The sequence below is a fragment of the Sorangium sp. So ce131 genome, from assembly GCF_051519095.1.
Taxonomy (GTDB): domain Bacteria; phylum Myxococcota_A; class Polyangia; order Polyangiales; family Polyangiaceae; genus Sorangium.
In genome coordinates, this window is the sequence record NZ_CP150455.1 from 3,706,683 (window position 1) to 3,731,707 (window position 25,025).

20 protein-coding genes are annotated in these 25,025 nt (G+C 74.2%); 5 read left to right on the top strand and 15 right to left on the bottom strand.

All coding sequences use genetic code 11. From position 1 onward, the window contains the following. Positions 1 to 4 precede the first annotated feature (4 nt). Complete coding sequence (locus WMF43_RS13735; protein ID WP_437680491.1) at positions 5 to 1,168, bottom strand: glycosyltransferase family 4 protein; 1,164 nt, start codon at positions 1,166 to 1,168, stop codon at positions 5 to 7. A 513-nt stretch (positions 1,169 to 1,681) separates the two neighbouring features. On the opposite strand from WMF43_RS13735, the gene wecB reads away from it, so the two are divergent. The 3 genes from wecB to WMF43_RS13750 all read left to right on the top strand — a co-directional run bounded on the left by wecB (position 1,682) and on the right by WMF43_RS13750 (position 5,266). Beyond that, the gene (gene wecB, locus WMF43_RS13740) at positions 1,682 to 2,800 is read left to right on the top strand and encodes a non-hydrolyzing UDP-N-acetylglucosamine 2-epimerase (RefSeq protein ID WP_437684001.1); all 1,119 of its coding nucleotides are present in this window, start codon (positions 1,682 to 1,684) and stop codon (positions 2,798 to 2,800) included. A 222-nt stretch (positions 2,801 to 3,022) separates the two neighbouring features. Beyond that, a complete protein-coding gene (locus tag WMF43_RS13745; RefSeq protein WP_437680492.1) occupies positions 3,023 to 3,634 on the top strand; it encodes a pilin in 612 nt (203 codons plus the stop codon). 9 nt (positions 3,635 to 3,643) lie between these two features. Beyond that, positions 3,644 to 5,266 carry a pentapeptide repeat-containing protein gene (locus WMF43_RS13750; protein WP_437680494.1) on the top strand — a complete coding sequence of 541 codons (1,623 nt, stop codon included), beginning with the start codon at positions 3,644 to 3,646 and terminating at the stop codon, positions 5,264 to 5,266. A gap of 27 nt (positions 5,267 to 5,293) precedes the next feature. Here WMF43_RS13750 and ptsP read toward each other — a convergent pair whose 3' ends face one another. From ptsP to dhaK, 3 genes are read right to left on the bottom strand one after another with little or no spacing between them, the layout of a single operon-like run. Next, positions 5,294 to 7,876: a phosphoenolpyruvate--protein phosphotransferase gene (gene ptsP / locus WMF43_RS13755; RefSeq protein WP_437680496.1), complete on the bottom strand. Its 2,583-nt coding sequence runs from the start codon at positions 7,874 to 7,876 to the stop codon at positions 5,294 to 5,296. Beyond that, entirely contained in the window at positions 7,873 to 8,532 is a 660-nt protein-coding gene (gene dhaL / locus WMF43_RS13760) for a dihydroxyacetone kinase subunit DhaL (RefSeq protein ID WP_437680497.1), read from the bottom strand. Before dhaL ends, ptsP begins: the two co-directional genes overlap by 4 nt. 3 nt (positions 8,533 to 8,535) lie before the next feature. Beyond that, positions 8,536 to 9,537, bottom strand: coding sequence for a dihydroxyacetone kinase subunit DhaK (dhaK, locus tag WMF43_RS13765; protein ID WP_437680499.1), 1,002 nt, complete (start codon positions 9,535 to 9,537; stop codon positions 8,536 to 8,538). Between the two features lie 118 nt (positions 9,538 to 9,655). Here dhaK and WMF43_RS13770 point away from each other — a divergent pair, with 118 nt between their 5' ends. Continuing rightward, the gene (locus WMF43_RS13770) at positions 9,656 to 10,462 is read left to right on the top strand and encodes a YqjF family protein (protein WP_437680501.1); all 807 of its coding nucleotides are present in this window, start codon (positions 9,656 to 9,658) and stop codon (positions 10,460 to 10,462) included. On the opposite strand, the gene WMF43_RS13775 is transcribed toward WMF43_RS13770, so the two are convergent. The 3 genes from WMF43_RS13775 to WMF43_RS13785 form a co-directional block, all read right to left on the bottom strand. Further along, the gene (locus WMF43_RS13775) at positions 10,437 to 11,390 is read right to left on the bottom strand and encodes a YheT family hydrolase (RefSeq protein WP_437680503.1); all 954 of its coding nucleotides are present in this window, start codon (positions 11,388 to 11,390) and stop codon (positions 10,437 to 10,439) included. The genes WMF43_RS13770 and WMF43_RS13775 overlap by 26 nt on opposite strands. 50 nt (positions 11,391 to 11,440) lie before the next feature. Then, positions 11,441 to 13,225, bottom strand: coding sequence for an MXAN_6577-like cysteine-rich protein (locus tag WMF43_RS13780; RefSeq protein ID WP_437680505.1), 1,785 nt, complete (start codon positions 13,223 to 13,225; stop codon positions 11,441 to 11,443). A 188-nt stretch (positions 13,226 to 13,413) separates the two neighbouring features. Beyond that, positions 13,414 to 14,556 (bottom strand): site-2 protease family protein, encoded by a 1,143-nt coding sequence (locus WMF43_RS13785; RefSeq protein WP_437680507.1) that lies wholly within the window; start codon positions 14,554 to 14,556, stop codon positions 13,414 to 13,416. Between the two features lie 359 nt (positions 14,557 to 14,915). Between WMF43_RS13785 and WMF43_RS13790 the strand changes: the two genes are divergently transcribed. Beyond that, complete coding sequence (locus WMF43_RS13790) at positions 14,916 to 16,343, top strand: POT family MFS transporter (RefSeq protein WP_437680509.1); 1,428 nt, start codon at positions 14,916 to 14,918, stop codon at positions 16,341 to 16,343. A gap of 71 nt (positions 16,344 to 16,414) precedes the next feature. On the opposite strand, the gene WMF43_RS13795 is transcribed toward WMF43_RS13790, so the two are convergent. The 8 genes from WMF43_RS13795 to WMF43_RS13830 all read right to left on the bottom strand — a co-directional run bounded on the left by WMF43_RS13795 (position 16,415) and on the right by WMF43_RS13830 (position 24,793). Next, a complete protein-coding gene (locus WMF43_RS13795; RefSeq protein ID WP_437680511.1) occupies positions 16,415 to 17,779 on the bottom strand; it encodes a hemolysin family protein in 1,365 nt (454 codons plus the stop codon). 122 nt (positions 17,780 to 17,901) lie between these two features. Next, positions 17,902 to 18,969 (bottom strand): 3-deoxy-7-phosphoheptulonate synthase, encoded by a 1,068-nt coding sequence (locus tag WMF43_RS13800; RefSeq protein ID WP_437680513.1) that lies wholly within the window; start codon positions 18,967 to 18,969, stop codon positions 17,902 to 17,904. A 179-nt stretch (positions 18,970 to 19,148) separates the two neighbouring features. Beyond that, the gene (locus WMF43_RS13805) at positions 19,149 to 19,895 is read right to left on the bottom strand and encodes an RNA polymerase sigma factor (protein ID WP_437680514.1); all 747 of its coding nucleotides are present in this window, start codon (positions 19,893 to 19,895) and stop codon (positions 19,149 to 19,151) included. 162 nt (positions 19,896 to 20,057) lie between these two features. Further along, on the bottom strand, positions 20,058 to 21,374 hold the full coding sequence (locus WMF43_RS13810; protein WP_437680516.1) for an RNA polymerase sigma factor: 1,317 nt from the start codon (positions 21,372 to 21,374) through the stop codon (positions 20,058 to 20,060). Between the two features lie 81 nt (positions 21,375 to 21,455). Further along, on the bottom strand, positions 21,456 to 22,544 hold the full coding sequence (locus tag WMF43_RS13815) for a hypothetical protein (RefSeq protein WP_437680518.1): 1,089 nt from the start codon (positions 22,542 to 22,544) through the stop codon (positions 21,456 to 21,458). A 107-nt stretch (positions 22,545 to 22,651) separates the two neighbouring features. Further along, positions 22,652 to 23,161: a hypothetical protein gene (locus tag WMF43_RS13820; protein WP_437680520.1), complete on the bottom strand. Its 510-nt coding sequence runs from the start codon at positions 23,159 to 23,161 to the stop codon at positions 22,652 to 22,654. Positions 23,162 to 23,411: 250 nt separating this feature from the next. Further along, positions 23,412 to 23,642: a hypothetical protein gene (locus WMF43_RS13825; RefSeq protein WP_437680521.1), complete on the bottom strand. Its 231-nt coding sequence runs from the start codon at positions 23,640 to 23,642 to the stop codon at positions 23,412 to 23,414. 116 nt (positions 23,643 to 23,758) lie between these two features. Continuing rightward, complete coding sequence (locus WMF43_RS13830; RefSeq protein ID WP_437680523.1) at positions 23,759 to 24,793, bottom strand: hypothetical protein; 1,035 nt, start codon at positions 24,791 to 24,793, stop codon at positions 23,759 to 23,761. Positions 24,794 to 25,025: the final 232 nt, after the last annotated feature.

Below are 25,025 nucleotides of genomic sequence, written 5' to 3' on the forward strand. Positions count from 1 at the left end.
GCGCCTACCCCCGCGAGAGCGCGATGGAGCACGCCATGGCGGCGCGGTAGAGCGCTTCGAACTGGTCGACGCAGCGCTGCCAGTCGGCGTGCTCGACCGCCCAGGCGCGCCCGCGCTCGGCGAGGCGCGGCGCGAGGTCGGGCTCGTCGATCAGGCGGTCGAGCGCCGCGACGAGCGCGCCGTGATCGCGGGGCGGCACGAGCAGCGCGCGCTCGTCGTGCTGGAGCACGCCCTCGTAGGCCGGCAGGTCGCTCGCGACGATCGGCACGCCGAGCGCGGCGAGCTCGCAGAACGTCGACGGGACGCCGTCGGCCTCGAGCAGCGAGACCGCGGCGTCCGCCATGGCGTAGAGGCCGCGGAGCTCGCCGTAGGGGCACGGGTCGGCGAACCTCACCGAGGCGCCGACGCCGAGCTCGCCGGCGAGCGCGCGCAGCGCCTCCTTGCACGGGATCTCCTCGGGCCGGCCGTGGATCTTGATCACGAGGACGCCCTCCTTGGCCCACCGGCTCGCGGCGAAGGCGCGGAGGATGCGGTCGGGGTGGTAATGGGGCTTGGTCTGCCGCGGGCTGAGGAGGACGCGCTGGCCGGGCTCGATCCCGAGCGCGCGGCGGAAGCGCGCGGCGCCCTCGAGCGATCTCTGCCGGTCGAAGGTCTCGAGGTCCACGCCCCAGAGCACGATCCGGGACGGGACGGAGGCGGCGCGCGCGCCCATGCGCGCCTTCGCCCGCGAGAGCAGCGGCACGCTGTCGGCCGAGACGGCGGAGGCGCGGGACAGCACGTGATCGAGCCGGCGGGCCGTCCTGCGCGTCTTCTGGAAGACGTCGTCGTTGATGTCGGTGCCCCACGCGGTCGCGAGGATGGGGGGGCCGCCGCGCATCGTCGACCAGAGGTCGTGCCACGGGCGCAGGAAGTTGAGGTGCACGACGTCGACGCCGAGCTCGCGGGCGCGCCGCCTCGCCCAGAGGCGGCGGAGGGGCTGCGGGATGGCGGCGACCGAGGAGAGCAGCGTGAGCTCCTCGCAGCGCTGGCCGTGTTCGCGGCGGATCGCGGCGGCGACGCCGGGGGCGTCGCAGAGGATGACGCGGTGGCCCCGGGACGCGAGGGCGGCGCCGAGGCGAGCCTGCTGGGGGGCCCTCGGGTCGCCGTGGAGGAGCACGGTCAGATGCACGGGGGGGCGTGTACAGGACGGGGGGGCGCGAGTAAATCGCGGGGCGCGCGGGGGCGGGGGCGGGAGTGCCGGGGGGCCGGCCGCCGGAGGGGGCGGGTGGTCGCGCGGCGCAGCGAAGGCCGAACTCGCCTGAGCCGTGTCTCCCCCCGCGGAGCCGGAGGAGATACGGCAAAAAAGGCTCAGACATCGGCCTTCGCTGCGCCGCGCGACCACCCGCCCCTCCAGCGGCCTGACGTCGTCGTGGCAAGTCCCTCCGGCGGCCTGACGTTCTCGTGGCAAGTCCCTCCGGCGGCCTGACGTTCTCGTGGCAAGTTCGCGAGACCTCCTCTGGATCGCGCGATGTTGGATGTCGTGCTCGCCAGAGGGAGCGTGTCGCTCCGAGCTGGCTTGTCGGCGGCTTGTCGGCGCAGACGGCTCTGTCCGCACTTCATGGCGCCATGCGCGAGGGCGCGCGGCGATCGCGACACAACGCGCTGGTAGCGCGCCGCGGAACCCGGCATGCTCCGCAATCCCATGATCTACCTCGTCGCCGCGACGCGCCCGAACTTCATGAAGCTCGCCCCCATCTGCCGCGCCCTCAAGGCGCGCGGCCTGCCGATGCGGCTCCTGCATACAGGACAGCACTTCGACCCGACGATGAGCGACGTCTTCTTCCGGGACCTCGGGCTGCCCACGCCCGATCACACGCTGAAGGCGGGCGGCGGGTCCCACGCCCAGCAGACGGCCGCCGTCCTCGTCGGCGCGGAGGCCGACCTCATCGAGCACCGGCCCAAGGTGGTTGTCGTCGTCGGGGACGTCACGAGCACCCTCGCCGGCGCGCTCGCGGCCTCGAAGCTCGGCATCCCCGTCGTCCACGTCGAGGCCGGGCTGCGCTCGCGCGACTGGACCATGCCGGAGGAGATCAACCGCGTGCTCACCGACCAGCTCTCGGACCTCCTGCTCACGCCCTCTCGCGACGCCCACCCCAACCTGCTCGCCGAGGGCATCCCCCCGGAGCGCGTCCGGTTCGTCGGCAACGTCATGATCGACTCGGTCCACTACGCCCTCAAGCGGCAGACCGACGCGCTCTCGCGCTTCAACCTCGAGCCGAAGAAGTACGCGATCGCCACGCTCCACCGGCCCGCCAACGTCGACAGCGCCGAGCGGCTCTCCGCGACGCTCGACGCGCTCACCGCCATCGCAGAGCGCCTGCCGACCGTGTTCCCCGTCCACCCGCGCACGGTCGCGCGCGCCGAGTCGTTCGGGCTCTCGGCGCGGCTCAAGGGGACGAAGGGGCTCAGGATCATGGAGCCGCTCGGGTACGACGACTTCGTGACCGTCATGGGCAATGCGCTGCTCGTCGCCACCGACTCCGGCGGCATCCAGGAAGAGACCACCGCGCTCGGGATCCCGTGCCTCACCATGCGCCAGGGCACCGAGCGGCCCGTCACCGTCACGGAGGGGACCAACACCGTGGTCGGGCTCGACGCCGCGCTCATCGCGCGCGAGGTCGACGCCATCCTCGACGGCAAAGGCAAGCGCGGCACCGTGCCCGAAGGGTGGGACGGCAAGACCGGCGAGCGCATCGCCGACGCGCTGGAGGCGTTCCTCGCCGGCGATCCGCCGCCCAAGACGGCCGGCCCGCGCGCCTGAGCGCGGCCTTCCCGCGCGTTTCCCGCGCGCCCGAGCCCAGCGCGCGGCCTTCTCGCGCGCCCGTGCCCAGCGGCGCACCTCCGCGGCTCCCCGCTCCCCACGTGCGCCTCCCGCAGGCCACGACCCGACGTCCCCCACACCCCCCGACCAAACGACGCGCGCGAGGGCGCGACGCCAGGTTTCCGATTGTTTATTGACGGATGGTCAGGTTATGAATGTACCGTGGTAAGGAATTTGCGAACTCTCGTCGATTGGGCATCTCGGGGGCGGCGCCAACGAGGGTTCTCCCTCGTCGAGGTGATGATCGCCGCAAGCATCGTGGCGGTCCTGGCCGCCATGGCCATCTACGGTGTGCGGAAATACGTCGTGTTCGCCAGGTCCGCCGAGGCCAAGCAGACCATCGGCGGCATCTCGAGGGCTGTCGTGATGTCGGTCGACCGCTTCCAGGAGCGCAACCAGGGAGGGCAGGTGCTCTGCGCCAGCTCGACCACCGTACCCGATGCGTTCTGGCCTGTTCGAGGGACTCGCTACCAGCCGAGCCCGACCGAGGGTGTGGACTACAACACCGGGAACACGACCGAGGGCTGGAGGTGCCTTGGATTCCGGGTCACCCAGCCGCAGTATTATCAGTATCGGTATCGGGTGAACGGTTCGCCGATCCCGGTCGCCGGCCGCTTCCCGTCGGATGTGCCGCTGGAACACCGGTGGGCCGCCTACGCGCGCGGCGACCTCGACGGGGACGGGCGGGACGCGTGGTTCGCGCTGGAGGGCTACGTGAAAAACGGCCAGACGGTGTTCGCGACGAAGATCGGCGCGCAGGATCCGGACGAGTAGCGAGGCGCCATGGATACCGCTGCGCTCAACAGGCTGTTCGGCGCCCTCGCCTCGCGGCGCGGCGGTGAAAGCACCGCGATCGAGCTCCCCGGCGCGGACCTCGAGGCCGCGCACCTGCTCGGCGCCGACCTCCAGGGCGCGAACCTCGCCGGCGCGCGGCTCGACGGGGCCAGGCTCGCGGGCGCGAACCTCGGGGGGGCGCGGCTCGACGCGGCGTCGCTCGCCGGCGCCGACCTCACCGGCGCGGACCTGCGCTGGGCCGATCTCTCCGGGGCGCTGCTCGGCGGGGCGCTGTTCACGGCCGCCGATCTGCGCGGGGCGAAGCTCCCGCGCTCGATCAGCGCGGCGAGCTCGATGTCGGGCGCGCACGTCGACGCGTCGGCCTGCACGCGCTCCGGCTTCGACGAGGAAGTCATCCTGGCGCTCGCGAGCGCCGGCGCGTCGTTCGACGACATCGCCTCGTTTCCCCCCCCGCTGCGAGACGCGCTCGTGAGCGCCGGCGCCGTGCCCGAGAGCGCGGAGTGGAGCCGCCGGCCGGGGGCGCCGGAGTCGCAGCGCATGGGGTCGGGGCCAGCCTCGCAGCGGCTCGGGGCAGCGCCGGAGTCGCAGCGGATGGGGTCGGGACCGTCGTCGCAGCGGCTCGGGGCAGCACCGGAGTCGCAGCGGATGGGGTCGGGACCGTCGTCGCAGCGGCTCGGGGCAGCGCCGGAGTCGCAGCGGCTCGGGGCAGCGCCGGAGTCGCAGCGGCTCGGGGCAGCGCCGGAGTCGCAGCGGATGGGGTCGGGGCCGTCGTCGCAGCGGCTCGGGGCGGCGCCGCGCCGCCCCGCGGAGCCCGAGGACCGCGTCGAGCCGCCGCCTGGCCGACGCCACGGTGCGCCGGCTCCGGCTCGCGCGGCCGTCGCCGTGGGCGCGCCACAGCAGGCGCCGCTCGTGCCCCGGCACGTCGAGCGGTACGTCGCGCTCGCCGGCGGGGCGCTCCTGATCGCGCTCGCGCTGGCGATCGCGCTCACGCCGGTCCCGGGCGCCGGGCTGCTCTGGGCGGCGCACGCCGGCGGCGCGCTCGGCGCCGCCCTCCTGACCTTCGCGCTGCCGCCCTTCAACGCCGAGCGCGGCGCCGCGCGCGCCCTCGGCGCCCGCCTCGGGCTCGCCGCCGTCGTCGGGATCCTCGCCCACAGCGTCGAGCCGTCTCGGCTCGTGGTCTTCCGGATGCGCGCCACGCTCGCGTCGGGCGACCCGAGCGCGCGGTCCGAGGCCGTGCGGCAGCTCGTGCGGCAAGGCCACCGCCAGCTCGACGGGCAGGATCTGTCGGCGCTCGATCTCTCCGGCGCCAACCTCACCGGGACGAGCTTCCGGAACACGAGCCTCGCGGGCGCGGACCTGTCGGGCGCCGCGCTCATGGAGGCCGTGCTCGAGGGGGCCGACCTGAGCGCCGCGAACCTCCGGGGCGCCGACCTCTCCAGCACGGACGCCGCGCGGGCGCGCGGCTGGGAGCACGCCGAGTGCGACGCGACGACGCTGCTTCCCGACGGCAGCGCGTGTGTGCTCGGCCACCCGACCGGCGCGCCGTCGCCGGAGCAGGACGCCACCGCGCGCTCCGCCCACGAGGGCGCGCCGCCCGCAGGGTCGCTGTAGCCCGCCGGCCTGCGCGGACCTCTGCCGTCAGCCCAGCGCCCGGGCCGCCGCGCTGGCGGCCCGGGCGGCCGCGGCGTCGTCCGCCGCGAGCGCCGCCTCGGCGGCGGCCGCGAGCGCCGCGAACGAGGTCGAGGCGAGCGCGTCCTCCACCGCGTCGAACGACGAGGCGCACATGCTGAGCCGGGTGACCCCGAGGCCGACCAGGAGCGGCGCGACGTCGGGATCACCCGCGGCCTCGCCGCACACCGCGACCGGGCGGCCCGCCGCGTGCCCCGCCTCGACCACCGCGCGCACCAGCCGCAGCACCGCGGGGTGCGCCGGATCGGCGAGCGCGTGCAGCCGCGGGTGACCGCGCTCGGCCGCCAGCGTGTGCTGCGTCAGATCGTTCGTCCCGATGCTGAAGAAATCGGCGTGCCGCGCGAGGCGCTCGGCCAGGAGCGCCGCCGACGGCACCTCGACCATGATGCCCGCCGGCGCGGGCCAGAGGTGCGGCTTGCCGGCCGCCTGGAGCGCCTCGTGCGCGCGCTCGAGCGCGGCGCGCACCGCGCTCACCTCGGCGACCGTCGAGACCATCGGGACCATGACGCGCACGTCGTGGCCGCGCCCGGCCACCAGGATCGCGCGGAGCTGCGCCTCGAGCAGGGCCGGGCGCTCCAGCGAGAGCCGGACGCCGCGGACGCCCAGGCTGGGGTTCGCCTCGGCCTCGAGCGCGAGGTACGGAAGCGACTTGTCGCCGCCCGCGTCGAGCGTGCGGACCACGATCGGCGCGCCGGCGAAGGTGTCGAAGATCTCCGCCAGGAGCGCCGCCTGCTCGCCCTCGCCGGGCGCGTCCACGCGGCCCAGGAACAGCATCTCCGTGCGCAGGAGCCCGATCCCGACGGCGCCGGCGTCGCGCGCGGCGCGCGCGTCCGCGGGCCCCGCCACGTTCGCCCAGAGCTCGATCCTCCGGCCGCAGGCGAGGCGCACGCGGCCGTCGCGGGCGCCCGGGGGCCGCCGCGACGCGCGGTAGGCCTCCTGCCGCCGCTCGATCTCGCGCGCCGTCGCGGGATCGGGATCGATCCAGACCTCGCCGGTCGCGCCGTCGAGGCCGGCGCGCGCGCCGCCCGCCTCCGGCACGAGGCCCGCGGCCCCGGCGACCGAGGGGATGCCGGCGCCGCGCAGCAGGATCGCCGCGTGCGAGGTGGGGCCGCCGCGCCGGTCGATCACGCCGAGCACGCGCTGCGCGTCGAGCCGCGCGGCCTCCGTCGCCGTGAGGTCGTCCACCACGACGACCGCCGGCGGCCCGTCCGGCAGCGCCGCCGCGGCCCCGCCGAGCAGCGCGCGCGTCATCGCGTCGCCCACGTCGCGGAGGTCCGCCTCGCGCGCCCGCAGGTACGGGTCGTCGAGCTGCCGGTAGACCGCGGCGGCGGCGTCGACCGCCCGGCGGAAGGCCCAGGCGGCGTTGCACCGGTCCCGCGCGATGTGCTCGAGCGCCCGGTCGACGAGGGCCGGGTCGCAGAGCAGCGCCGTCTCGGCGTCGAGGATGTCGCTGCCCGAGAGCGCGCTGGAGAGCTCCTCCGCCGCGAGCGCGAGCGCCCGCCGCAGCCGCTCCGCCTCGGCCTCCGGGTCGTCGACCGTGGTCTCGGGGATCGGCGGGAGCGCGCGCACGAGCCGCACCAGCGGGCCGATCGCGACGCCCGGCGCGACCGGGATCGCGCGATCCGAGGCGACCGCGGGCTCCTCGGGCGCGGCCCCCGGCGCCGCGCGCGCGAGGAGCTCGGCGAGCGCCGCGACCGCCTCGGGCGCCTGCCGCCCGACCGCGCGCAGGCGCAGCACGTCGCCCCGGCGCGCCCCGAGCGAGGCGAGCGCGATCAGGCTCGAGGCCGGCACCGGGCCGCGGCCGGCGGTCACGTTCTCGAGGGTGACCGTCGCGTCGAAGCCCGCCGCGCGCACCACGAGGTGCGCCGCCGGGCGGGCGTGCAGGCCGGCCGGATCGGCGATCGGCGCGTCGGCCGTCGCCGCCGCGATCGGCGCGTCGGCGGCGGCCGCCGCGATCGCCGCGTCGGCGGCGGCCGCGGCGATCGCCACGTCGGCGGCCGCCGCCGCGATCGCGAGGTCGGCGGCCGCCGCCGCGAGCGCCGCGGTCGCCGCCGCGGCGGTCGGCGCGGCCGCCGCGGCGGCCGCCACGACGGCGGGGCGCTCGGCCTCGTCGAGCTGCGCGGCCTTGCTCGCGAGCGCCTGCCGCGCGTCGTCCGCGACCTCGTCGAGCGTGCCGCCCGACGCCGCCCGGACCGCGGCGAGCACCGCGCCCTCCACGATCGGCGCACCGGTGAGGCGCGTCCGCGACCGCAGCGCCGGATCGACGAGCTCGAGCGCCACCCCGGCGCTGAGGATCGCGCCGTTCAGGTCCATCAGCACGACGGCGCCGGCCGGCCCGCAGACGCGCTCGATCGCCGCGGCCACGGCGACCGCGTCGGTCCCGAGCTCGGCGCCGCCCTCGCCCGCGCCCGCCGCGCAGGCGATGGCGATCGTGTCGCCGGTCATCTGGCGCACCAGCGCCTCGGTCGCCTCGGCGAGCGCGCGGCTGTGCGCGACCAGCACGAGCCCCACGCGGCTCGCCGCCGCGCTCATACCGCTGCCGTCGCGGCCAGGCTCCGCAGCAAGAGCCAGCACGACGTGGCGCCGGGGTCCTGGTGCCCAGCGCTGCGCTCGCCGAGGTAGCTCGCGCGGCCCTTGCGGGCGACGAGCGGCGCGGTCGCCTCGGCCCCGGTCCGCGCGGCGTCCGCGGCGCGCTCGAGCGCGCCCGCGAGCGGGCCGCCCCCGCCCTCGCCCGCGGCCGCCGGCGCGCGGAGCGCGGCCTTGAGCGCGTCGACCGCCGGGCCGAGCGCGTCGACCATGGTCTTGTCGCCGGGCGCCGCCTTGCCGCGCCGCTGGATGCCCTCGAGGCCCGCCTCGAGGCAGGCCGCGAGCGCCGCGAGGTCGAGCGCCGCGGCGCCGGCCGCCTTCTGGCCGGCCTCGCGGAACAGCGTGCCGTAGAGCGGTCCGCTCGCCCCGCCGACGGTCGACAGCAAGATCATCCCGACGCCCTTGAGGAGCGCGCCGACGTCGCCGCGATCGAGGCCGCCGAGCCGGTCGCGCACCGCGGTGAACCCGCGGGCCATGTTGATCCCGTGATCGCTGTCGCCGATCGCGGCGTCGAGCTCGGTCAGGAACATCTTCTCCCGCTCGATCACCTCGGCCGCGCGCTCGAGCCACGCCGCGATCTGGTCGCCGTTCAAGGTCTGCATGGCTCAGGCTCCCCAGCGGAGCGCCGGCGTGTGCACCGGCGCGTCCCACCAGCGGATCATCTCCCCGTCGAGCCGGAGGAGCGTCACGGACACGCCGGCCATCTCCAGCGACGTGATGTACGGGCCGACGAGGCTGCGCGCGACGTTGAGGCCGCGCTCGCGCGCGATCGCGTGCGCCTTGCGGTAGACGACGTAGAGCTCGATGAGCGGCGTCCCGCCCATGCCGTTCACGAACAGGAGCACGTCGTCGCCCGGCTTGAACGGCAGGTCGTCGAGGATCGGCTGCATCAGGAGCTCGGCCACGCGATCGGCGGGCTCGAGCCTCTCGCGCCGCCGGCCGGGCTCGCCGTGGATGCCGATGCCGACCTCCATCTCGTCGGGGCCGAGCTCGAACGAGGGCTTGCCGACGTGCGGCACCGCGCAGGCCGAGAGCGCGATCCCCATGCTGCGGCCCGCCGCGTTGACGCGCCGGCACAGCGCCGCGACCTCGTCGAGCGGCCGCCCCGCCTCCGCGGCGCCGCCGCAGATCTTCTCGGCGAGCACGGTCGTCCCCACGCCGCGCCGCCCGGCCGTGTAGAGGCTGTCCTCGACCGCCACATCGTCGTTCACGACCACGCCCTCGACCGCGATGCCCGCCTCGCGCGCCAGCTCGGCGGCCATCTCGAAGTTCATCACATCGCCGGTGTAGTTCTTGATGATGTGGAGCACGCCGGCGCCGCCGTCGACCGCCCGCGTCGCCTCGGCGATCTGATCCGGCGTCGGGCTCGTGAACACGGCGCCGGGGCAGGCGGCGTCGAGCATGCCGCGCCCGACGAAGCCGCCGTGCATCGGCTCGTGCCCGCTGCCGCCGCCCGAGACGAGGGCGACCTTGCCCCGGCCCTTCGCCTGCGCGCGAGCGACGAAGGGCGGCGCGGTGTTCACCCGGAGGAGATCGGCGTGCGCCAGCGCCATGCCCTCGAGCGATTCGCCGACCAGATCGTCCGGCGCGTTGATGAGCTTCTTCATTCGGCCCTCCGCTCCGTCTCGCCTCCGCTTCGTCCGCCGCTGCGCGCAGGATATCCCCATGCGGTCGCCCGCCGCGAGGGGGGATCTTTTCGCGGCCGTGCCTTACGCTGGGGCCGCCGTGGACCGACTCGCTCCCTTGTTTCGCCCCGCGGGGCGCCCCGCGGGCTTCCAGCGCTGGCGACAGCTGCTCTTCCTCCACTGGGAGACGCCGCTCCCGGCCCTGCGGGCCGTGGTGCCGGCCGAGCTCGAACTCGACACCTTCGAGGGCAGGGCCTATGTCGGCGTCGTCGCCTTCACCATGCGCGACGTCAGCCCGTGGTGGTCGCCGAGCGTGCCGGGGATCTCGAACTTCCACGAGCTCAACGTCCGCACCTACGTGCACGCGGGCGGCCGGGATCCGGGGGTGTGGTTCTTCAGCCTGGACGCGGCGAAGGCCCTCGCGGTCCTCGTGGCCCGGGCCGGCTGGCACCTGCCCTACCACTACGCCTCGATGGACATCGAGGCGGGGGGCGGCGAGGTCCGCTACCGCAGCGAGCGGCGCTGGCCCGGCCCCGTGCCCGCGCGGTTTCAGGCGCGTTACCGCGTCGGCGCGCCCCTCGGCGCCGCGGCGCCCGGGACCTTCGAGCATTTCCTGGCCGAGCGGTACCTGCTCTTCGCCGCGAGCCCGCGCGGCCTTCAGGTCGGGCAGGTGCACCACGTGCCGTATCCGCTCCACCGGGCCGAGGTGCTCGAGGTGGAGGAGACCGTCGTGGCCGCGGCCGGCTTGCCGGCGCCCGAGGGCGCGCCGCACGTGCTGTACAGCCCGGGGGTGGACGTCGACGTTTATTCTCTCCGGTCCGCTGCCGCGGCCGGGGGGTCTCTCCGGTCCGCTGCCGCGGCCGGGGGGGCTCTCCAGTCCGTCAGTGCCGACCGAGCCAGTGGATGACCTGGGACTCCAGGCCTGGCACGGTCCCGAACCCGAGGCTCAGCGTCTGCGGGAACCCCACGTGCCCGCCGCGCCGGAGCCACTGGACCTCGAGCAGCGGCGAGCGCGGGTGGGCCTCGAGCGCGGGCAGCACCGTGTCGAGCGGCACCATCGGGTCGGCCTCCGCCGCGACGAGCAGCGACGGGACCGCCAGATCGCGCAGGCGCGGGGCGGCGCTCTCGCGGGCGTAGTACACCTCCGCGCTCTCGTAGCCGAACCAGCGCGTCATGATGCGGCGGTCCCACTCGCGGATCGTGCGGATCGCGAGCGCCTCGCGCAGGGGCAGCGGCACGGCCCGGCGCGACGCGACGGCGCTGTACATCTCCTTGAGCCCCGACATCACGTGCCTTCGGTACACCCAGCGCTCGGGCCGGTCGATGGCGGTGACCGTCCGCTCGAGATCGAGCGGCGGGCAGATCGCGGCCACGGCGCGGACGCGCGCGTCGATCGCGCCGGAGGCGGCGTACCGGAGGGCGATGTGCCCGCCGAGCGAGTAGCCGAGCACGACCACGCGCTCGTACCGATCGAGCTCGGGGGAGGTGATGGCGGCGTGCAGATCGGAGTACAGGCCTGCGTGGTAGATGCCGGCCCCGTCGCCCCCGGCGCCGCGCAGGTTGAGGCGCAGGCACGCGAGCCCGGTGCGCTCGGCCCGCGCGGCGGCCTCCATCACATAATGGCTCTCGACCGTCCCGCCGAGGCCATGGACGACGACGAGGATCGAGCGCGTGTCGTCCCGGTGACGGATCTTGCCGAGCAGCCGGACGGGCCCGTCCGCGGCGTCATCGACGTGGACCGAGAAGGGGGACGACGGGGGGAGCTGCGGGGCGAGGAGCTGATGCTTGACCCAGGGAGCGATCGTCCAGAAATGGCCGTGGAGGATGCGCTGCATCGCGTCGTACCTACCACGAGCAGCGCTCCTTTTCTATTTGCCCCGCGCGCTCACGGGCACGTGATGTCGCGCTCGCCGGCGCAGTCGATCGGGCACTCGTCGCAGTACATGCACGTTTCGAGCGCGCCGAAGAGCGCGGCGCCGGCCGGGTTGCGCGTCGAGCAGCCCTGCCGGCAGGCGTCCGTCTCGCACACGACATAGCAGTCCACGTAGTTCACGCAGGCGTCGTCGTCCACGCAGGTGTCGAACTCGTCGCGGCAGTTGCCGTCGAGCGCGCACCCGAGGCACCCCGATCGGTCGTCACCGCAGGCGCCCGAGCCGTCGCACGTCAGCGGCGGGACGGCCCGCCGGACGTTGAGGGTGAACGCGCCCGACCTGGTCCCGGAGCCGTCGACCACGGCCACGACCGTCTGCCCCGCGGCGAGCGTCACCGTGACCTCCGACTGCTCGACCCGCGTGTCGTCGTTGCACGCGAGCTGCCGCCCGCCGCACGTCGCGTCGTGGATGTGGAGGACCGTGTCGAACGAGGAGCCGAGCGTGTCGAACACATAGTCGCCGGCGACCGGCGCCGTGAACGAGTACCCCGCGTCCGGCGCGGTGGACGACGACGGGCACTCCGTCGTCACCGTCGGCCGCACGCTGTTGGGCCGGCCGGCCGTGCTGCCGGTGATCGTCTGCGGCACCGAGGACGTGAGCTCGCCCGCGGGGCAGCTCGGCGCGCTGGCGCGCGTGATCTCCAGCTCGAAGGCGCCGGTCTCGCCGTCGGCGCCGTCGACGACGACGTACACGGTCTGGTTCGCCCCGAGGTCGCGGGTGACGCGCGCCGCGCCCGGATCGGCGTTGCAGGCGAGCTCGGAGCAGCCCGCCGCGTCGAGCAGCGCGACGACGGTGTTGTAGCCGGAGTTGCTGGTGTCGAAGGAGTAGACGCCCGCGGTGGCCGCCGTGAACGAGAAGATGCGCTCGTTCGCGCTCGTGGCCACGCAGGAGGGGGAGTACGTGCTCGGGGCGCCGATCGTCGAGCTGTTCACGAACTGGGGCACGGTGCTGCCGAGGTCCTGGCCCGGGCTCACGGTGCACGCGCACGCGCCGGCCTGGCAGACCTGCAGGGCGCCGCACGCCTCGTCGCAGGCGCCGCAGTGCTCCCCGTCCGTCTGGACGTCGACGCAGGCCTCGCCGCAGGCGGTGAGCCCGGGCTCGCAGCCGTCCTCGCACTCGCCGGCCTCGCAGGTCTGCCCCGCGGCGCACGCCTGGCCGCAGCCGCCGCAGTGCTGCTCGTCGACCGTGGTGTCGACGCACGCCCGGTCGCAGTTGGTGAGCCCCTCGGAGCACTCGCCGTCGTTGCAGGCGCCGGCCTCGCAGGTCTGGCCCTCGTCGCACGCGCGGTCGCACTCGCCGCAATGGTCGGGGTTCGAGGCGGTGCTCACGCACTCGCCGCCGCACTCGGCCTGGCCCTGGGGACAGCCGGCCGCCTGGCACTCTCCGGCCACACACGTCTCGCCGTCCTCGCAGGCGGCGTCACAGCTGCCGCAGTGCGCCTCCTCGGTGTCGAGGTCGACGCACTCGCCGCCGCACGCCGCCTGGCCGTCCTCGCAGCCCGCGACGCAGACGCCGGCGCTGCAGGTCTCTCCGCTCGAGCACGTCGTGCCGCACGCGCCGCAGTTGTTCGGGTCCACGCTCGCGTCGACGCAGACGCCGTCGCACTGTGTGCTCGGCGCTTCGCACGCGGGCGTGGTGGGGCCGCCGTCCGAGCACGATGGCGCGACGAGCGCCGCCGCGGCGAGCCAGAGCAGGGTGTACGACGGCGCGATCCTGAAGCGCGAACCTAGCTTTTCCATGAACCTTCCCTCGGCAGAGCAGCGCTGCCGGCGACGGGGATCGTAACGAGGAGCTACCGGTGAGGATACGCCGATGGCCTTCTACGCTGTCAATCCTCGCGGCGGCGGCGGCGGCGGCGCCGCCGCGCGCGCCGCGCCCGTCGCGACGCGCGCGCGCGTCAGGCTCGCGTCGCTGTCGTCCGCTCGCCTTACATCATGTCCTCGGCGCGCCGCGCCGCCGGCGACGCCGTGCCGTAGCGCGTCGAGGTCGGCAGGAACTGGAGCAGCGTGAGCGCCTCGGCGATGTCGTCCTGGCTGACGAGGCCCAGGTATCTCTCCCCGTCGTACACCGCGACCACCGGGGTATTCCTCTCGGACATGATCCGCAGCACCTCGTCGAGCGAGCGATCCGCGTCCACGCGGACGACCTCGCGCCGCATGACGCCGGCAACGTAGGCGCTCCCCCCACCTTCGGCGAGCGCGCGGACCACGTCGGCGCGCGTCACCACGCCGATCGGCGAGGCGTCGAGCAGGACCGCGAAGTCGGTCTGGTAGGTCGTGAGGATGTGCTCGGCGGCGTCGCTCACCCGATCGCAGGGCGACAGGACGATCGCGCGGCGGTTGTACGCGCGCCCGACGGGGACGCCGCCGAGGACCGAGGCCGCGCGCTCCGCCGTCCGCTCCTGCGTGGCGCCGAGGAACACGAACACCGAGATGAAGGCGAGCACGAGGTGGCCCGAGAGCACGGCGCCGGCGAACAGCAGGACGGCGATGGCCTGCCCGATCGAGGCGGCCGCGGCCGTGGCGCGCGCGGGGCCGATCGCCATGGCGAGCCCGGCCCGGAGCACGCGCCCGCCGTCGAGGGGCAGGGCGGGGATCATGTTGAACACCGCGAGCGCCACGTTGGCGCCGAGGAGCCAGGCGAGCGCCGTCGAGGGCGAGGGGGCCGCGTCCGCGCCGAGGGCGGGCGGCCCCGACAGGAGGCCGAGCGACGCGCCCACGGCGAGGAGCACGCCGGCCAGGACCACGTTCACCGCGGGGCCCGCGAGCGCGATCAAGAGCTCGTGGAGCGGCTTCTTCGGCCGGCCCGTGAGCATCGCGACGCCGCCGATGGGCAGGAGCACGATCTCGCGCACCGTGAGCCCGAAGCGCCTGGCCACGAGGCTGTGACCGAGCTCGTGCATCGCCACGCAGGCGAAGAGCGCCAGCGTCAGCGCGACGCCGAACAGCGCGCCCTGGCCGCCGTGGCGGCCGCTCCACTGCAGCGCCCCGAGCGCGACGATGAGGCCGAACGTCGCGTGCACGTTGACATCGATCCCGGCGACCCGGGCGACCCTGAATGACCACTTCATGGTGTCTCGCTCCTGGAGGCGCGCGAGCGGCGCTTCTGGAGCGGGAGATGCCGGCGACCCCGCGCGCCGGGCGCTTCTGCCCGGCTCGCTCGGTCGAGAGACCCCTCGATGCCTGCTCGACGATCCTCGATGTCCTGTCAAGCAACGCCTGTACCCGTTGATTCGCCGTCGCGGCGCGGGCGAGGGGGCGCGCCGCCGCGGCGTCGCGCCGCAGCGGGGCATTTCGCACCGGGCAAGTTGGGCCGCGGCGGCGCCGCGTGTGGGCGCGGCGACCGCAGGGAAATCAGCCGGAGCGGCGGCGATTGCCCGGGCCGCGGCGCCAGTCTACGACGCGCCGGGCGCGCGACCGAGGGCCTGCCATGACGCGAACCGCTGCGAGCACGAGCAAGTTCCCCCCGCAGATCAAGTACATCATCGGAAACGAGGCGTGCGAGCGCTTCAGCTTCTATGGCATGAAGAACATCTTAACGTTCTTCATGATCAATTACATGCTGCTTCACAAGCATGTGGCGAGCGCCAACTACCACCTGTTCGTGAGCGCCTGCTATCTGTTCCCGCTGCTCGGGGGGTTCCTGTCCGATCGCTTCTTCGGCAAGTACCGGACGATCCTCTGGCTCTCTCTCGTGTACTGCGCAGGGCACGCCTGCCTCGCGATCTTCGAGGAGCACCCGACCGGCTTCTACGTGGGGCTCGGGCTCATCGCCCTCGGCTCGGGCGGGATCAAGCCCTGCGTCTCGGCCCACGTCGGGGATCAGTTCACCGAGGAGAACAAGCACCTCGTCAAGCACGTCTTCGCGCTCTTCTACTGGATCATCAACTTCGGCTCGTTCTTCGCCTCGGCGCTGATCCCGAAGACGCTGGAGTGGTTCGGGCCGACGGTGGCGTTCGGGATCCCGGGCGCGCTCATGCTGATCGCGACGGTCGTGTTCTGGATGGGCCGCGACAGGTATGTCCACGTGCCGCCGACCGGCGAGAACCCCCACGCGTTCCTGCGCGTCCTGTGGGACGCGCTGCGGGGCCGTCGCGCCGGCGCGCCGCCTGCCGGGCGCGGGCACTTCCTCGACGCCGCGCGGGGGAGGCACCCGGAGGGCGCGATCGAGGGCGCCAAGGCCGTCCTGCGGCTGATGACGATCTTCGCCCCGGTCCCGGTGTTCTGGGCCCTGTTCGACCAGAAGGGGTCCACCTGGGTGGTCCAGGCGACCCGCATGGACCTCGAGGTGCTCGGCCGCACCCTCGCGCCCGCGCAGATCATGGCGCTGAACCCGCTCCTCGTGATGCTGATCATCCCCTTCAACACGATGATCCTCTACCCGGCGCTCGAGCGCCGCGGGGTCCGGCTCACGGCGCTCGGCCGCATGACCGCGGGCATGGCGATCGCCGGGCTCGCGTTCGTCGCCGTCGCCGCCATCGAGGCCGCGATGACCTCCGGCGGCCGGCTCAGCGTGCTCTGGCAGGCCGGGCCCTACGTGCTGATCACGCTCGCCGAGGTGCTGGTGTCCACGACCGGCCTCGAGTTCGCCTACTCCCAGGCCCCGCGCGAGATGAAGAGCACGATCATGAGCGTGTGGAACACGACGGTGGCGGTCGGCAACCTGATCACCGCCGGCGTCGCGGCGCTCAACGTCTTCACGGGCCCGATGCAGTTCCTCTTCTTCGCGGCGCTGATCATGATCGCCGCCCTCGTCTTCGGGCTCCTCGCGCGGCGCTACGTGGTCGTCGACTACTTCCAGCGGGCGCGCGGCGCTGCGCTGCCGTCCGGCGCGGCGCCCCCGCTCGCGGCCCCGTGACGCGCGGCCGCGCGGCGCCGTGACGCGGCGCGCGGCGCCTCGCTGCTGCCCGGCAGCCCCGGGCGCGCGGCTCAGGCCTGGCTGGGCGGCTCCTCGTCGCCCGGCTCCGCGGGGGGCGGTGGCGGCACGTGGATCCGCACGGCGCGGACCTGCCGCGGGCTCGCGTCGACGATGTGGATCTCGGCGCCGTCCGGCGTCGTCAGCACGTCGCCGGGCGCGGGGATGCGCCGCGCGAGCCCCATGCAGAGGCCGGCGACCGTGGACCAGCGGTCGTCGTCCGGCAGCGCGATGGCGAGCTGCCGGCTCACCTCGTGGACCGGCATGTCGCCCGGCACGAGCGCCGACCCGTCCGGATCGCGGCGGATCGTCGCCGCGGGCGGCGTCTCGTGCTCGGCGAAGATCTCGCCGACGAGCTCCTCGACGAGGTCCTCCATCGTGATGATGCCGATCATGCCGCCTTGCTCGTCGACGACGATGGCCAGCTGGAGCCGGCGCCGCTTCATCTCGTGCAGGAGGTCGACCGCCGGCATCGACCCGACCACGAAGTAGGCCGGCCGGAGGATGCTCTGGATCGAGAACTCCCCGCCGCCCCAGAGCAGCGAGAGCACGTCCTGCACCGTGACGTAGCCGATCACGTCGTCGATCGACCCCTCGTAGACCGGCAGCCGCGTGTGGCCGTGGTCCAGCACGGCGCGCTGGACCTCCTCGGCCGTCGCCGCGCGCGGGATCGCGACGACCCGGACGCGGGGGAGCATCACCTGGAGGGCGGTGAGCTCGGCGAAGTCGATGGCGCGGGAGGCGATCTCGCCGGCGCGTTTGTCGACCGAGCCGGCCTCGGCGGCCTCGTCGACGATCTGCTGGATCTCCTCGGGCGAGATGCGCGCCTCGACGAAGTTCGTGCGGTCGCCGAAGAGCCGCAGCACCAGGTTCGAGCTCGCCGTGAGCAGCCAGACGAGCGGGCGGGCGAGCGATGACAGCCCGCGGAGCGGCGGGGCGACGAGCAGCGCGTACCGCTCGGACGAGCGGAGCGCGAGCGACTTCGGGACGAGCTCGCCGAGGACGAGCGAGAGGAACGAGACGAGCACGACGACCGCGGCGAGCGCGAGCTCGTCGGCCGCGTCCTCGAGCCAGGGGACGGCGCGGAGCAGCGGCGCGATGTCCTGCGCCAGGGTCGACCCGCCGAAGGCGCTCGCCGTGGCGCCGACCACGGTGATGCCGATCTGCACGGTGGCGAGGAACCGCTCCGGGCTCTCCCGGAGCCGCTTGACCGCGCGCGCCCGGCGGCTGCCCGACTGCACGAGCTGCTCGAGCCGCGTCTTGCGGAGCGTGACGACCGCGATCTCGGCGCCCGAGAAGACGCCGTTCACGAGCACGAGCGCCAGGATGATGAGGATTTCCGAGAGAATGATCGATCCCTCCGGGGCTCCCGGCTGCATAGCGCATCGCCCGCCGGCACGGCAGGTGTGACGGCGGCGCGGCGCAGGATGGAGCGGGGCGCAGGGCGCGCGGGCTTTTCGTCCCGGGGGGAGCGCGCCCCTCGCTCAGGGCGGCGCGGCGGTCACGCGGCCTTGCTGGCCCGGCGGTCGCGCACGGCCTGCGCGAGCAGCTCGAGCACCGGCACGGTGTCGCTCCAGCCGAGGCACGCGTCCGTGATGCTCTGGCCGTAGACGGGGAGCTTGCCCGGCGCGAGGTCCTGCCGTCCGCCCACGAGGTGGCTCTCGATCATGACGCCGAGGATGTCGCGCGAGCCGGAGCGCAGCTGATCGGCGAGGCTCTCGGCGACGCCGCGCTGGCGCGACGGGTCCTTCTGGCTGTTGCCGTGGCTGCAGTCGACCATCAGCCGGCGGGGCAGGCCCGCCTTCGTCAGGCGCTCGGCCGCCTCCCGGACGTGCTCGGGCGCGTAGTTGGGGCCGCGCTGCGAGCCGCGCAGGATCACGTGGCACGCCGAGTTGCCGCGGGTCGCCACGATCGCGGAGATGCCCTGCTTGGTGACGGACAGGAAATGGTGCGCCTCGCGCGCGGCCCGGACCGCGTCGACAGCGACCTGGACGTCCCCCTCCGTGCTGTTCTTGAAGCCCACGGGGCACGAGAGCCCCGAGGCGAGCTCGCGGTGGACCTGGCTCTCCGTCGTGCGCGCGCCGATCGCCCCCCAGGCGATGAAGTCGGCGATGTACTGCGGCGTGATCGTGTCGAGGAACTCGGTCCCGCTCGCGAGGCCGAGCTCGGCGATGTCGCGGAGCAGGCCGCGGGCGACGCGGAGCCCCTTGTTGATGGAGAAGCTGCCGTCGAGGTTGGGATCGTTGATCAGCCCCTTCCAGCCGACCGTCGTGCGCGGCTTCTCGAAATACACGCGCATGATCACGTGCAGATCGTCGCTCAGGCGATCGCGCGCCTCCCGGAGCTGCGCCGCGTACTCCAGGGCAGCCTTGGGGTCGTGGATGGAACAGGGGCCCACCACCACGATAATCCGGTCGTCCTCGCCCGTGATCACGCGCTCAGCGGCCTTGCGGGCGAGCGCGACCGTCTCGGAGGCCTCGGGGCTGACCGGGATCTCCTCGATAAGGATGGCGGGGGGAATCAAGGGCCTCAGCCCTGCAATACGAAGGTCGTCGGTCGAGTAGTACATCGTTGGGACGGCCAGCATAGCGCGACGGGAGTTGCCCCGACCACCCGCCCGTAGAACGTCCCTGCTTTCCTCGTGCCGCTCCGGTCATCACGATCCGCCGATCGGGTTACGGTCACCCTGTAGATTTCGAGCGCGCGGCCGCGGTCGGGGGGCCTCGCACGCCGGCCTGTCGCCGCCGCTCACGGGCCGGCCGGCGGGTGGGCCGGCCCTGCGTCCATCCCCCGCCGTCGCGGCGCCCGGCCGGCCGGCGGGCGGCAGGGCGCCGCGATCCGCTCCGGGGCGGCGGGGCGCGCCGGCGGCGCCGCCGGCCGCGGGGCGGCCCGCTCCCGCGGATCGCGGCCGGGGGCGCGCGGCGGTCCCTTCCGCCTGCGCTCGGCGCGGGGCTCCTCGACGAGCGCGCGCAGCGCGCCGATCGCGCGCGCGCGCCACTTGTAGGCCGTCGAGAGCGGGATCCCGTGCTGCTCGGCGACCGTCGCCATCGGTACGCCGTCGATGTCGTGCTCGATGAGGATCCTCCGCACGTCGGCGTCCAGCGACGTGAGCCGCGAGAGGACGAGCGAGCGAGTCTGCTCCGCGTCGATCTGGTCCTCGGCGCTCGGGCGCTCGTCGGCGACGCGCGGCGGGCGGCCGGCGGACAGCTCCTCGCGCCGGTGGTGCGCCCGGTCCCGGTAATGTGCGGCCACGTGCACGGTGATCCGGTTGAGCCACCGCTCCGGCCGCGCGCGGAGCGGATCGTACGTGGGGAAGCTCTCGTATCCTGCGAGGAAGACGTCCTGAAGGATGTCTCGCCGGTCGCGGCGTGGGACGCCGAGCCGCCTGAGCCAGTTCCAGACGGAGTCGTAGGTCTTTCCCCGAAAGAGCCGGACGAAGGCGCGCTGCCTGTCCAGCGGCATCGACGGCGCGGAAGCGCGGTGCGGTTGTCCCATGCTCGCTTAATTAGGAGGAGCCGAGCTCCCATCTCAAAAAAAGCAGTCGGGTGATGAAGAACGATCGGCTGCTTCTGTTGCGCGCGCGATTGCCGTGATCCCTTCACCGGAGCGCCGTGGACGTGCGCGTGGCGCTGGCGCGGCCTGGAGGCGGCGGCCTGATCAGCGCGCGAGCCTGCCGCGGAGCACGCGCAGGGCCGCGTTGCGCTCGGCGGCGAGGCGGCCCGCGGGGAACCTCCGGGCGTGCTCGGCGAGGCGGCGGTTCGCCTCCGCGTGACGGCCGCTCGAGAGGGCCTCGATCGCGCCGTCGATGAGGGCGCGCTCCGCGGCGATCTCCCGGTCCTCCCCGGGCTTCGGGCGCCGCGCGGCGACGGCGGCGGGCGAGGGGCGCGCGGACGCGCCGAGGGCCGGACGTGCTGCGGCTCCGGACGCGGGGAGCGCGGCGCCCGAGGCCCGCGGGGTGAAGGCGCCGGCGGCGCCCGCTGCGCGATCGTCCCCCGGCACGGCGGCCGGTGCAGCGGCGCCCGGGAGCGGCGGTGCTGCTAGCGCGGGCGGCGGCGCTGCCGCAGCGGGCGGCGGCGCTGCTGGCGCGGGCGGCGGCGCTGCCGCAGCGGGCGGCAGCGCTGCTGGCGCGGGCTGTGGCGCGACGGCGGCCATGGCGAGCGCGGGCGTGGCCGCGCGCCCGCCCGACGTCGGCGGCGGCGCGGCGGACCGCGCGCTCAGCGCGATCGCGGCGGCGATCGCGACACCCGCCGCGGCCGCGGCGGCGTGCAGGGCGACGGCCGCGCGGGCGCGCCAGATCGCGTCGACGCGACAGGCGAGCCGGCGCAGCGAGAGCGCGTCGAGGGCGCGGCGGTACAGCCTCTCGAGCAACGCGCCCGCGGCCTCCCGCTCGGCGCGCGCCTCCTGCACGAGCGCGCCGGCGCTGAAGGGCAGCATCGCGAGCCCGCGGCCGCGCTGCCGCGCCTGCCACCGCCGCACCGACGCCTCGATGTCGCTCCAGGCGAGCCGGTGCCGGCTCCACGCGGTGCTCAGCGGGATCGCGAGCTGCGCTGCGATGTCGGCCATGTCGAGCTCCTCGATCTCGTGGGCGACGAACACGGTGCGGCGCTCGAACGGCATCTCCTCGAGCAGCTTGTCCAGCACACAGCGACGGTCCCTCGCGATGGCGCGCTGCTCGGAGTCCGGCGTGCCGTCGGGCAGCGCCGCGAGCTCGTCGAGCGGCCGGAGGCGCTCGCGCCGGCGGTGGGCCCGCCGGAAGTGGTTCGACGCCTGGTGCGTGGCGATGCCCATGAGCCACGACCGCACGCTGCCCCGGCTCGGATCGAAGCGCGGCAGCGCGCGGTAGGCGCCGGCCAGCACCTCCTGGGCGACGTCCTCGACGTCCTGCGCGCGGACGCCGAGGCGCGCGAGGTAGCGGGCGATGAACGCGAAGTGCTCGTCGGCGACGGCCGCCATGAAGGCGTGGGAAGGTTCCACGGACCTGCTCTTGCTCTTGCGTAACGGAGCTCCCATCTCTATTCCCCCCTCGAGCAAAACGACCTTGCGTCGCGAAGCTGGTCAGTGCGGCGCTGGCGCGCCCGGATCGCGAGGAGCGCGCGGCGCCGTCGCCCCGCGCGGCGCGGGGGAGAGATCGATGACCAGCGCGATCCCGGCGTGCCCGCCGAACGTGGACGAGCTCCAGAGGACCCTCGCCGCGGTCGAGAGGTCGAGCGGCGTCAGGCGAAGCGCGATGTCCCCGTGGAACTGGACGGCGAACCGCTCGGAGAGCGGCAGCTCGACGCCGGCGCGCGGGCCCACGGCGAGCCAGATCTGCGGGTTGGGGGAGCTGAGCGTCCGCTTGTCGTCCATCCGCGCCAGGGCCCCGAGCGACACGAGCGCGCAGCCGAACAGGTTCTCGTCGTGGATGCACGGCGCCGCGCTCGCCGTCGCGAACCACAACATGGCGACCTCCAACCTGTCGATGCGCAGCTCGACGGGCGCGTGGACGCTGCCCTCCAGGCCGAGCGAGAACGAGGGGTAACGGATCGCGCCGCTCAGCGAGAGCCCCGGGCTCACGGCCGGCAGCACCCCGATCGCCGCGCCCACCCCGAGCCCGAGGAGCATCCCGGGCCCCGCGGCGCGAGCGGGGGCCGCCGCCGGCGCCTCGGCCTCGGGCGCGGGGGAGGGGAGCGGGGTCGGGGCGGCGTGGGCTGGCTCGGGCTGCGCGCGCAGGCGCGGATCGACCGCGACGCGGAGCGCGAGGGCCATGTTCAGGACGAGCTCCCTGCAGTCGTCGTTGTAGGCGACCAGGTGACGCGACCAGGTGAGGAGCCCCGCCGCGTCGTAGACGTCCATGGTGGCGTGCAGCTCCGTGCCCGGCCCACGGAAGACGAGCGCCTTGGCTTGCATGGCGGCCTCGGGGTGCACCGGATCGTAGCCGAGCTGCCGCGCCATCTCCTCGCGGAGCAGGTCCTCGCGCGGGCAGCGCTCCGCCCCCGGGGCGCGCTGGTAATCGAGCTGCATCGCGGCCTTCGGGGGCGCGGCGCCGGCGCGCCACGGCGCGAGGACGGCCGCGGCCGCCGCGATGAGCAGGGCCGGCGCCCGGCCCGCCGAGGCCCTCGGCGTCCGGCGCGGCGCCCCGGTGTTTCTTGCTGACGTTCTCGACATGGTGCTCATTGCGGCGCGATGGCCGGCTCGCTCGTGCAGGCAGGGCAGCAGGGATCGGGGATCGAAGCGGCCGCGCTCCCTCCGGAGCGGCGGCCCGGGCGCCTCCGCTACAGGCGCCCGAGGGGGAGCACGAGCCCCACGCCGACGACCCCGGAGACCGGCGGGACCTGCCATACCTCCTTGTTGTTCACCCAGACCGACGGGCGGCTGTAGTGCGCGTGCAGCTCGGCGAACCCGCGCAGCGACACCCGCTCGGAGAAGCGCCAGTCCCCGCCGAGCCGCAGGCCGATCGAGCTGACCCAGGGCCTGCGCGACTGGATGACGATCCCCGGGTCGCTCGCGATCTGCAGCTCCCCGGCGTCGAAGACGGCGCACGCCGCAAGGGGCCCGCGGTGCCCGCACACGCTGAGCGCCGGCATCGCGAGGCTCGCGTGCACGAGCACGCCTTCGGCGAAGGTGTCGGCCAGCGAGGTGAACATGCGGGCCTCGAGGGCGATCGACAGGTCGGCCGCGCGGAACGTCGTGCCGAGCCCCGCGCCGCCGCCGAGCGCGGGCAAGAGGCCCACCGCGAGCAGCGGGGCCGCGAAGATCTCGCCGCGCATTGCGTCACCGTCCACAGGCGCCTTCCGTTGCGGTTCAGACCGAGGCGTATCCGCGCGCGCCGCGGAGGTCGCCAGGAGGACAACCAGCGTGGCGGCGCAACCGGCGCGTCGCATCGGCGCACCGTCTAAGGCGGCATCTCTGCCGCGTTGCGCGGAGCGAACGCCGCGACCCGAAGCGCCCCCCTGGCCACCGTCCGGCCGCCGTACCGAGTCATATGGCCCCTCCTCAGCATCCCGACACCCGCGGGATCATCCTGAGTCCCCCTCACCGCACCTCCGCCGTCCGGAGGACGGCGAGCACGACGTGATCATCAGCACGTCGTGCTCCTGTAGATACCGGCTTCGCGGCGCGCGTAAAGCTTTTTGTGCGTCCGATCCAGCGAGTGGACTGCATTGCGATTTCGTTCTTCAATTTCTCTTCCACAGGAGACTTTTGTCGGGCAAGGCTCATCCGCAGCAGTTGCGTGGTGTTGCGCGTAATCGTTCGAAACTTCACGTGATTTCACCGTGTATGCGCCCCCGAGCGTCCTCTGTTCTGACGGGGCCTGACATTGATTCAGGGTATGCCGGACCTGGGCGCTCAGGGCGATGCTGATGCTCTGTTTGCGGCGGTCACTCCTCCGGTGCGCCCGGGGCTGTCGCGCAGCAAAAGATGCTCCTCGCGGTCACGTCGAGCTCTCCTGTGGGCTCCCCGCCGCCCGGCTCGCAGCTGCCGGGGACGCTGGCGTGCCAGGTCGCCCTGATGCTCTGGGGGCCGGGCCCGGGCGCCGGCGTGATGCAGGCCGCGGCGTCCTGCGACGCCCGGCTGGCAGAGAGCAGGTCGTTGCACCCGTCGTCCCGATAGGTGCGCAGCTCCATGGCGCAATCGCTGCCTGTCGGAGGGCCGCAGGTGCACGGTGTGCAGCCGCGTTCGTCGAGCATCCTGCCGTAGAGCACCTGCTGAACCGGGAACTCCTGCGGGCAGGTCACCTCTCCGTCGCCGAGGTACAGCATGCACTGCGAAAAGAGCTCCGTCTTGTCGCCCGGCACGCAGGCGGCCGACGGATCGTGGCACGTGTACTCGCGGAGCACGCCCCCGCACCCCTTCCCGGCGCGCTCCCACGGCGAGAAGGTGATGGGCAGCACCGGAGGGGGCTCGACGAACGGCTCGCACGCGCCCACCTTGGGTGGGCTGACGAGGAGCGACTTCCGGTGCCTCGACAGCGCCTCGCCGGGCGGGGCGCAGGCGCCGCTCAGGATGTCCGGGGCGTCGTAGGGCGCGAGATCGTCGCCATCACAGGTCGACGAGCTGGTGATCTGCAGCTCGTCCGGCGGACCGCAGGTGGGCTCGGTACACGAGCACGGAAGGCAGTCGAACGGCACGTCAGGGTCGAGATAACCCAGGAAGACGGTGACAGGGGCCTCAGGAGGGCAGTCCGGCTCTTCGCGCGCCTCTCCGACCCAGAGCAGCGCGTGGCGGTCGAAGCCCTCCGGGGGCAGGGGAAGGCAGTCGCCGAGGCACCGGCCACACAGGGACACGCAGACGCCCGATTCCGTCGTGGTGTTGCATTGCTGCTCACACGCCCTTCGTGTGACGCTGTTGGGGAGCCCGCATCCACCGGTGCACGCGGCGAGCAACAGGGCAAGCGCGCGACGGATCGTCTCCATGACACCTCCTTCCTCTGCCAGAGCCGTCGGCCCATGGCCTTGCTCGGCAGCGTTATCGGCCAACGGCCTTACTACAGGTCCAGCTCCTCCAGGTGGAAACGACGCCGAAGGACGTCAGCAGAACACCTTCGGATCGCATTACGGATCATCGCGAAGAATTCTAAGTCCACGCGACGGTCTGCGTCTCTTGCCTGCGCGGCGGCGGGGCGGGCGCAGCGCGCGGCGTGGTGCG

Coding starts and splice junctions, on each gene's coding strand:
- wecB (WP_437684001.1), top strand. CDS start 1,682: ATGATCTACCTCGTCGCCGCGACGCGCCCGAACTTCATGAAGCTCGCC.
- WMF43_RS13750 (WP_437680494.1), top strand. CDS start 3,644: ATGGATACCGCTGCGCTCAACAGGCTGTTCGGCGCCCTCGCCTCGCGG.
- ptsP (WP_437680496.1), bottom strand. CDS start 7,876: ATGAGCGCGGCGGCGAGCCGCGTGGGGCTCGTGCTGGTCGCGCACAGC.
- dhaL (WP_437680497.1), bottom strand. CDS start 8,532: ATGCAGACCTTGAACGGCGACCAGATCGCGGCGTGGCTCGAGCGCGCG.
- dhaK (WP_437680499.1), bottom strand. CDS start 9,537: ATGAAGAAGCTCATCAACGCGCCGGACGATCTGGTCGGCGAATCGCTC.
- WMF43_RS13775 (WP_437680503.1), bottom strand. CDS start 11,390: ATGCAGCGCATCCTCCACGGCCATTTCTGGACGATCGCTCCCTGGGTC.
- WMF43_RS13780 (WP_437680505.1), bottom strand. CDS start 13,225: ATGGAAAAGCTAGGTTCGCGCTTCAGGATCGCGCCGTCGTACACCCTG.
- WMF43_RS13785 (WP_437680507.1), bottom strand. CDS start 14,556: ATGAAGTGGTCATTCAGGGTCGCCCGGGTCGCCGGGATCGATGTCAAC.
- WMF43_RS13790 (WP_437680509.1), top strand. CDS start 14,916: ATGACGCGAACCGCTGCGAGCACGAGCAAGTTCCCCCCGCAGATCAAG.
- WMF43_RS13795 (WP_437680511.1), bottom strand. CDS start 17,779: ATGCAGCCGGGAGCCCCGGAGGGATCGATCATTCTCTCGGAAATCCTC.
- WMF43_RS13800 (WP_437680513.1), bottom strand. CDS start 18,969: ATGTACTACTCGACCGACGACCTTCGTATTGCAGGGCTGAGGCCCTTG.
- WMF43_RS13805 (WP_437680514.1), bottom strand. CDS start 19,895: ATGGGACAACCGCACCGCGCTTCCGCGCCGTCGATGCCGCTGGACAGG.
- WMF43_RS13815 (WP_437680518.1), bottom strand. CDS start 22,544: ATGTCGAGAACGTCAGCAAGAAACACCGGGGCGCCGCGCCGGACGCCG.
- WMF43_RS13830 (WP_437680523.1), bottom strand. CDS start 24,793: ATGGAGACGATCCGTCGCGCGCTTGCCCTGTTGCTCGCCGCGTGCACC.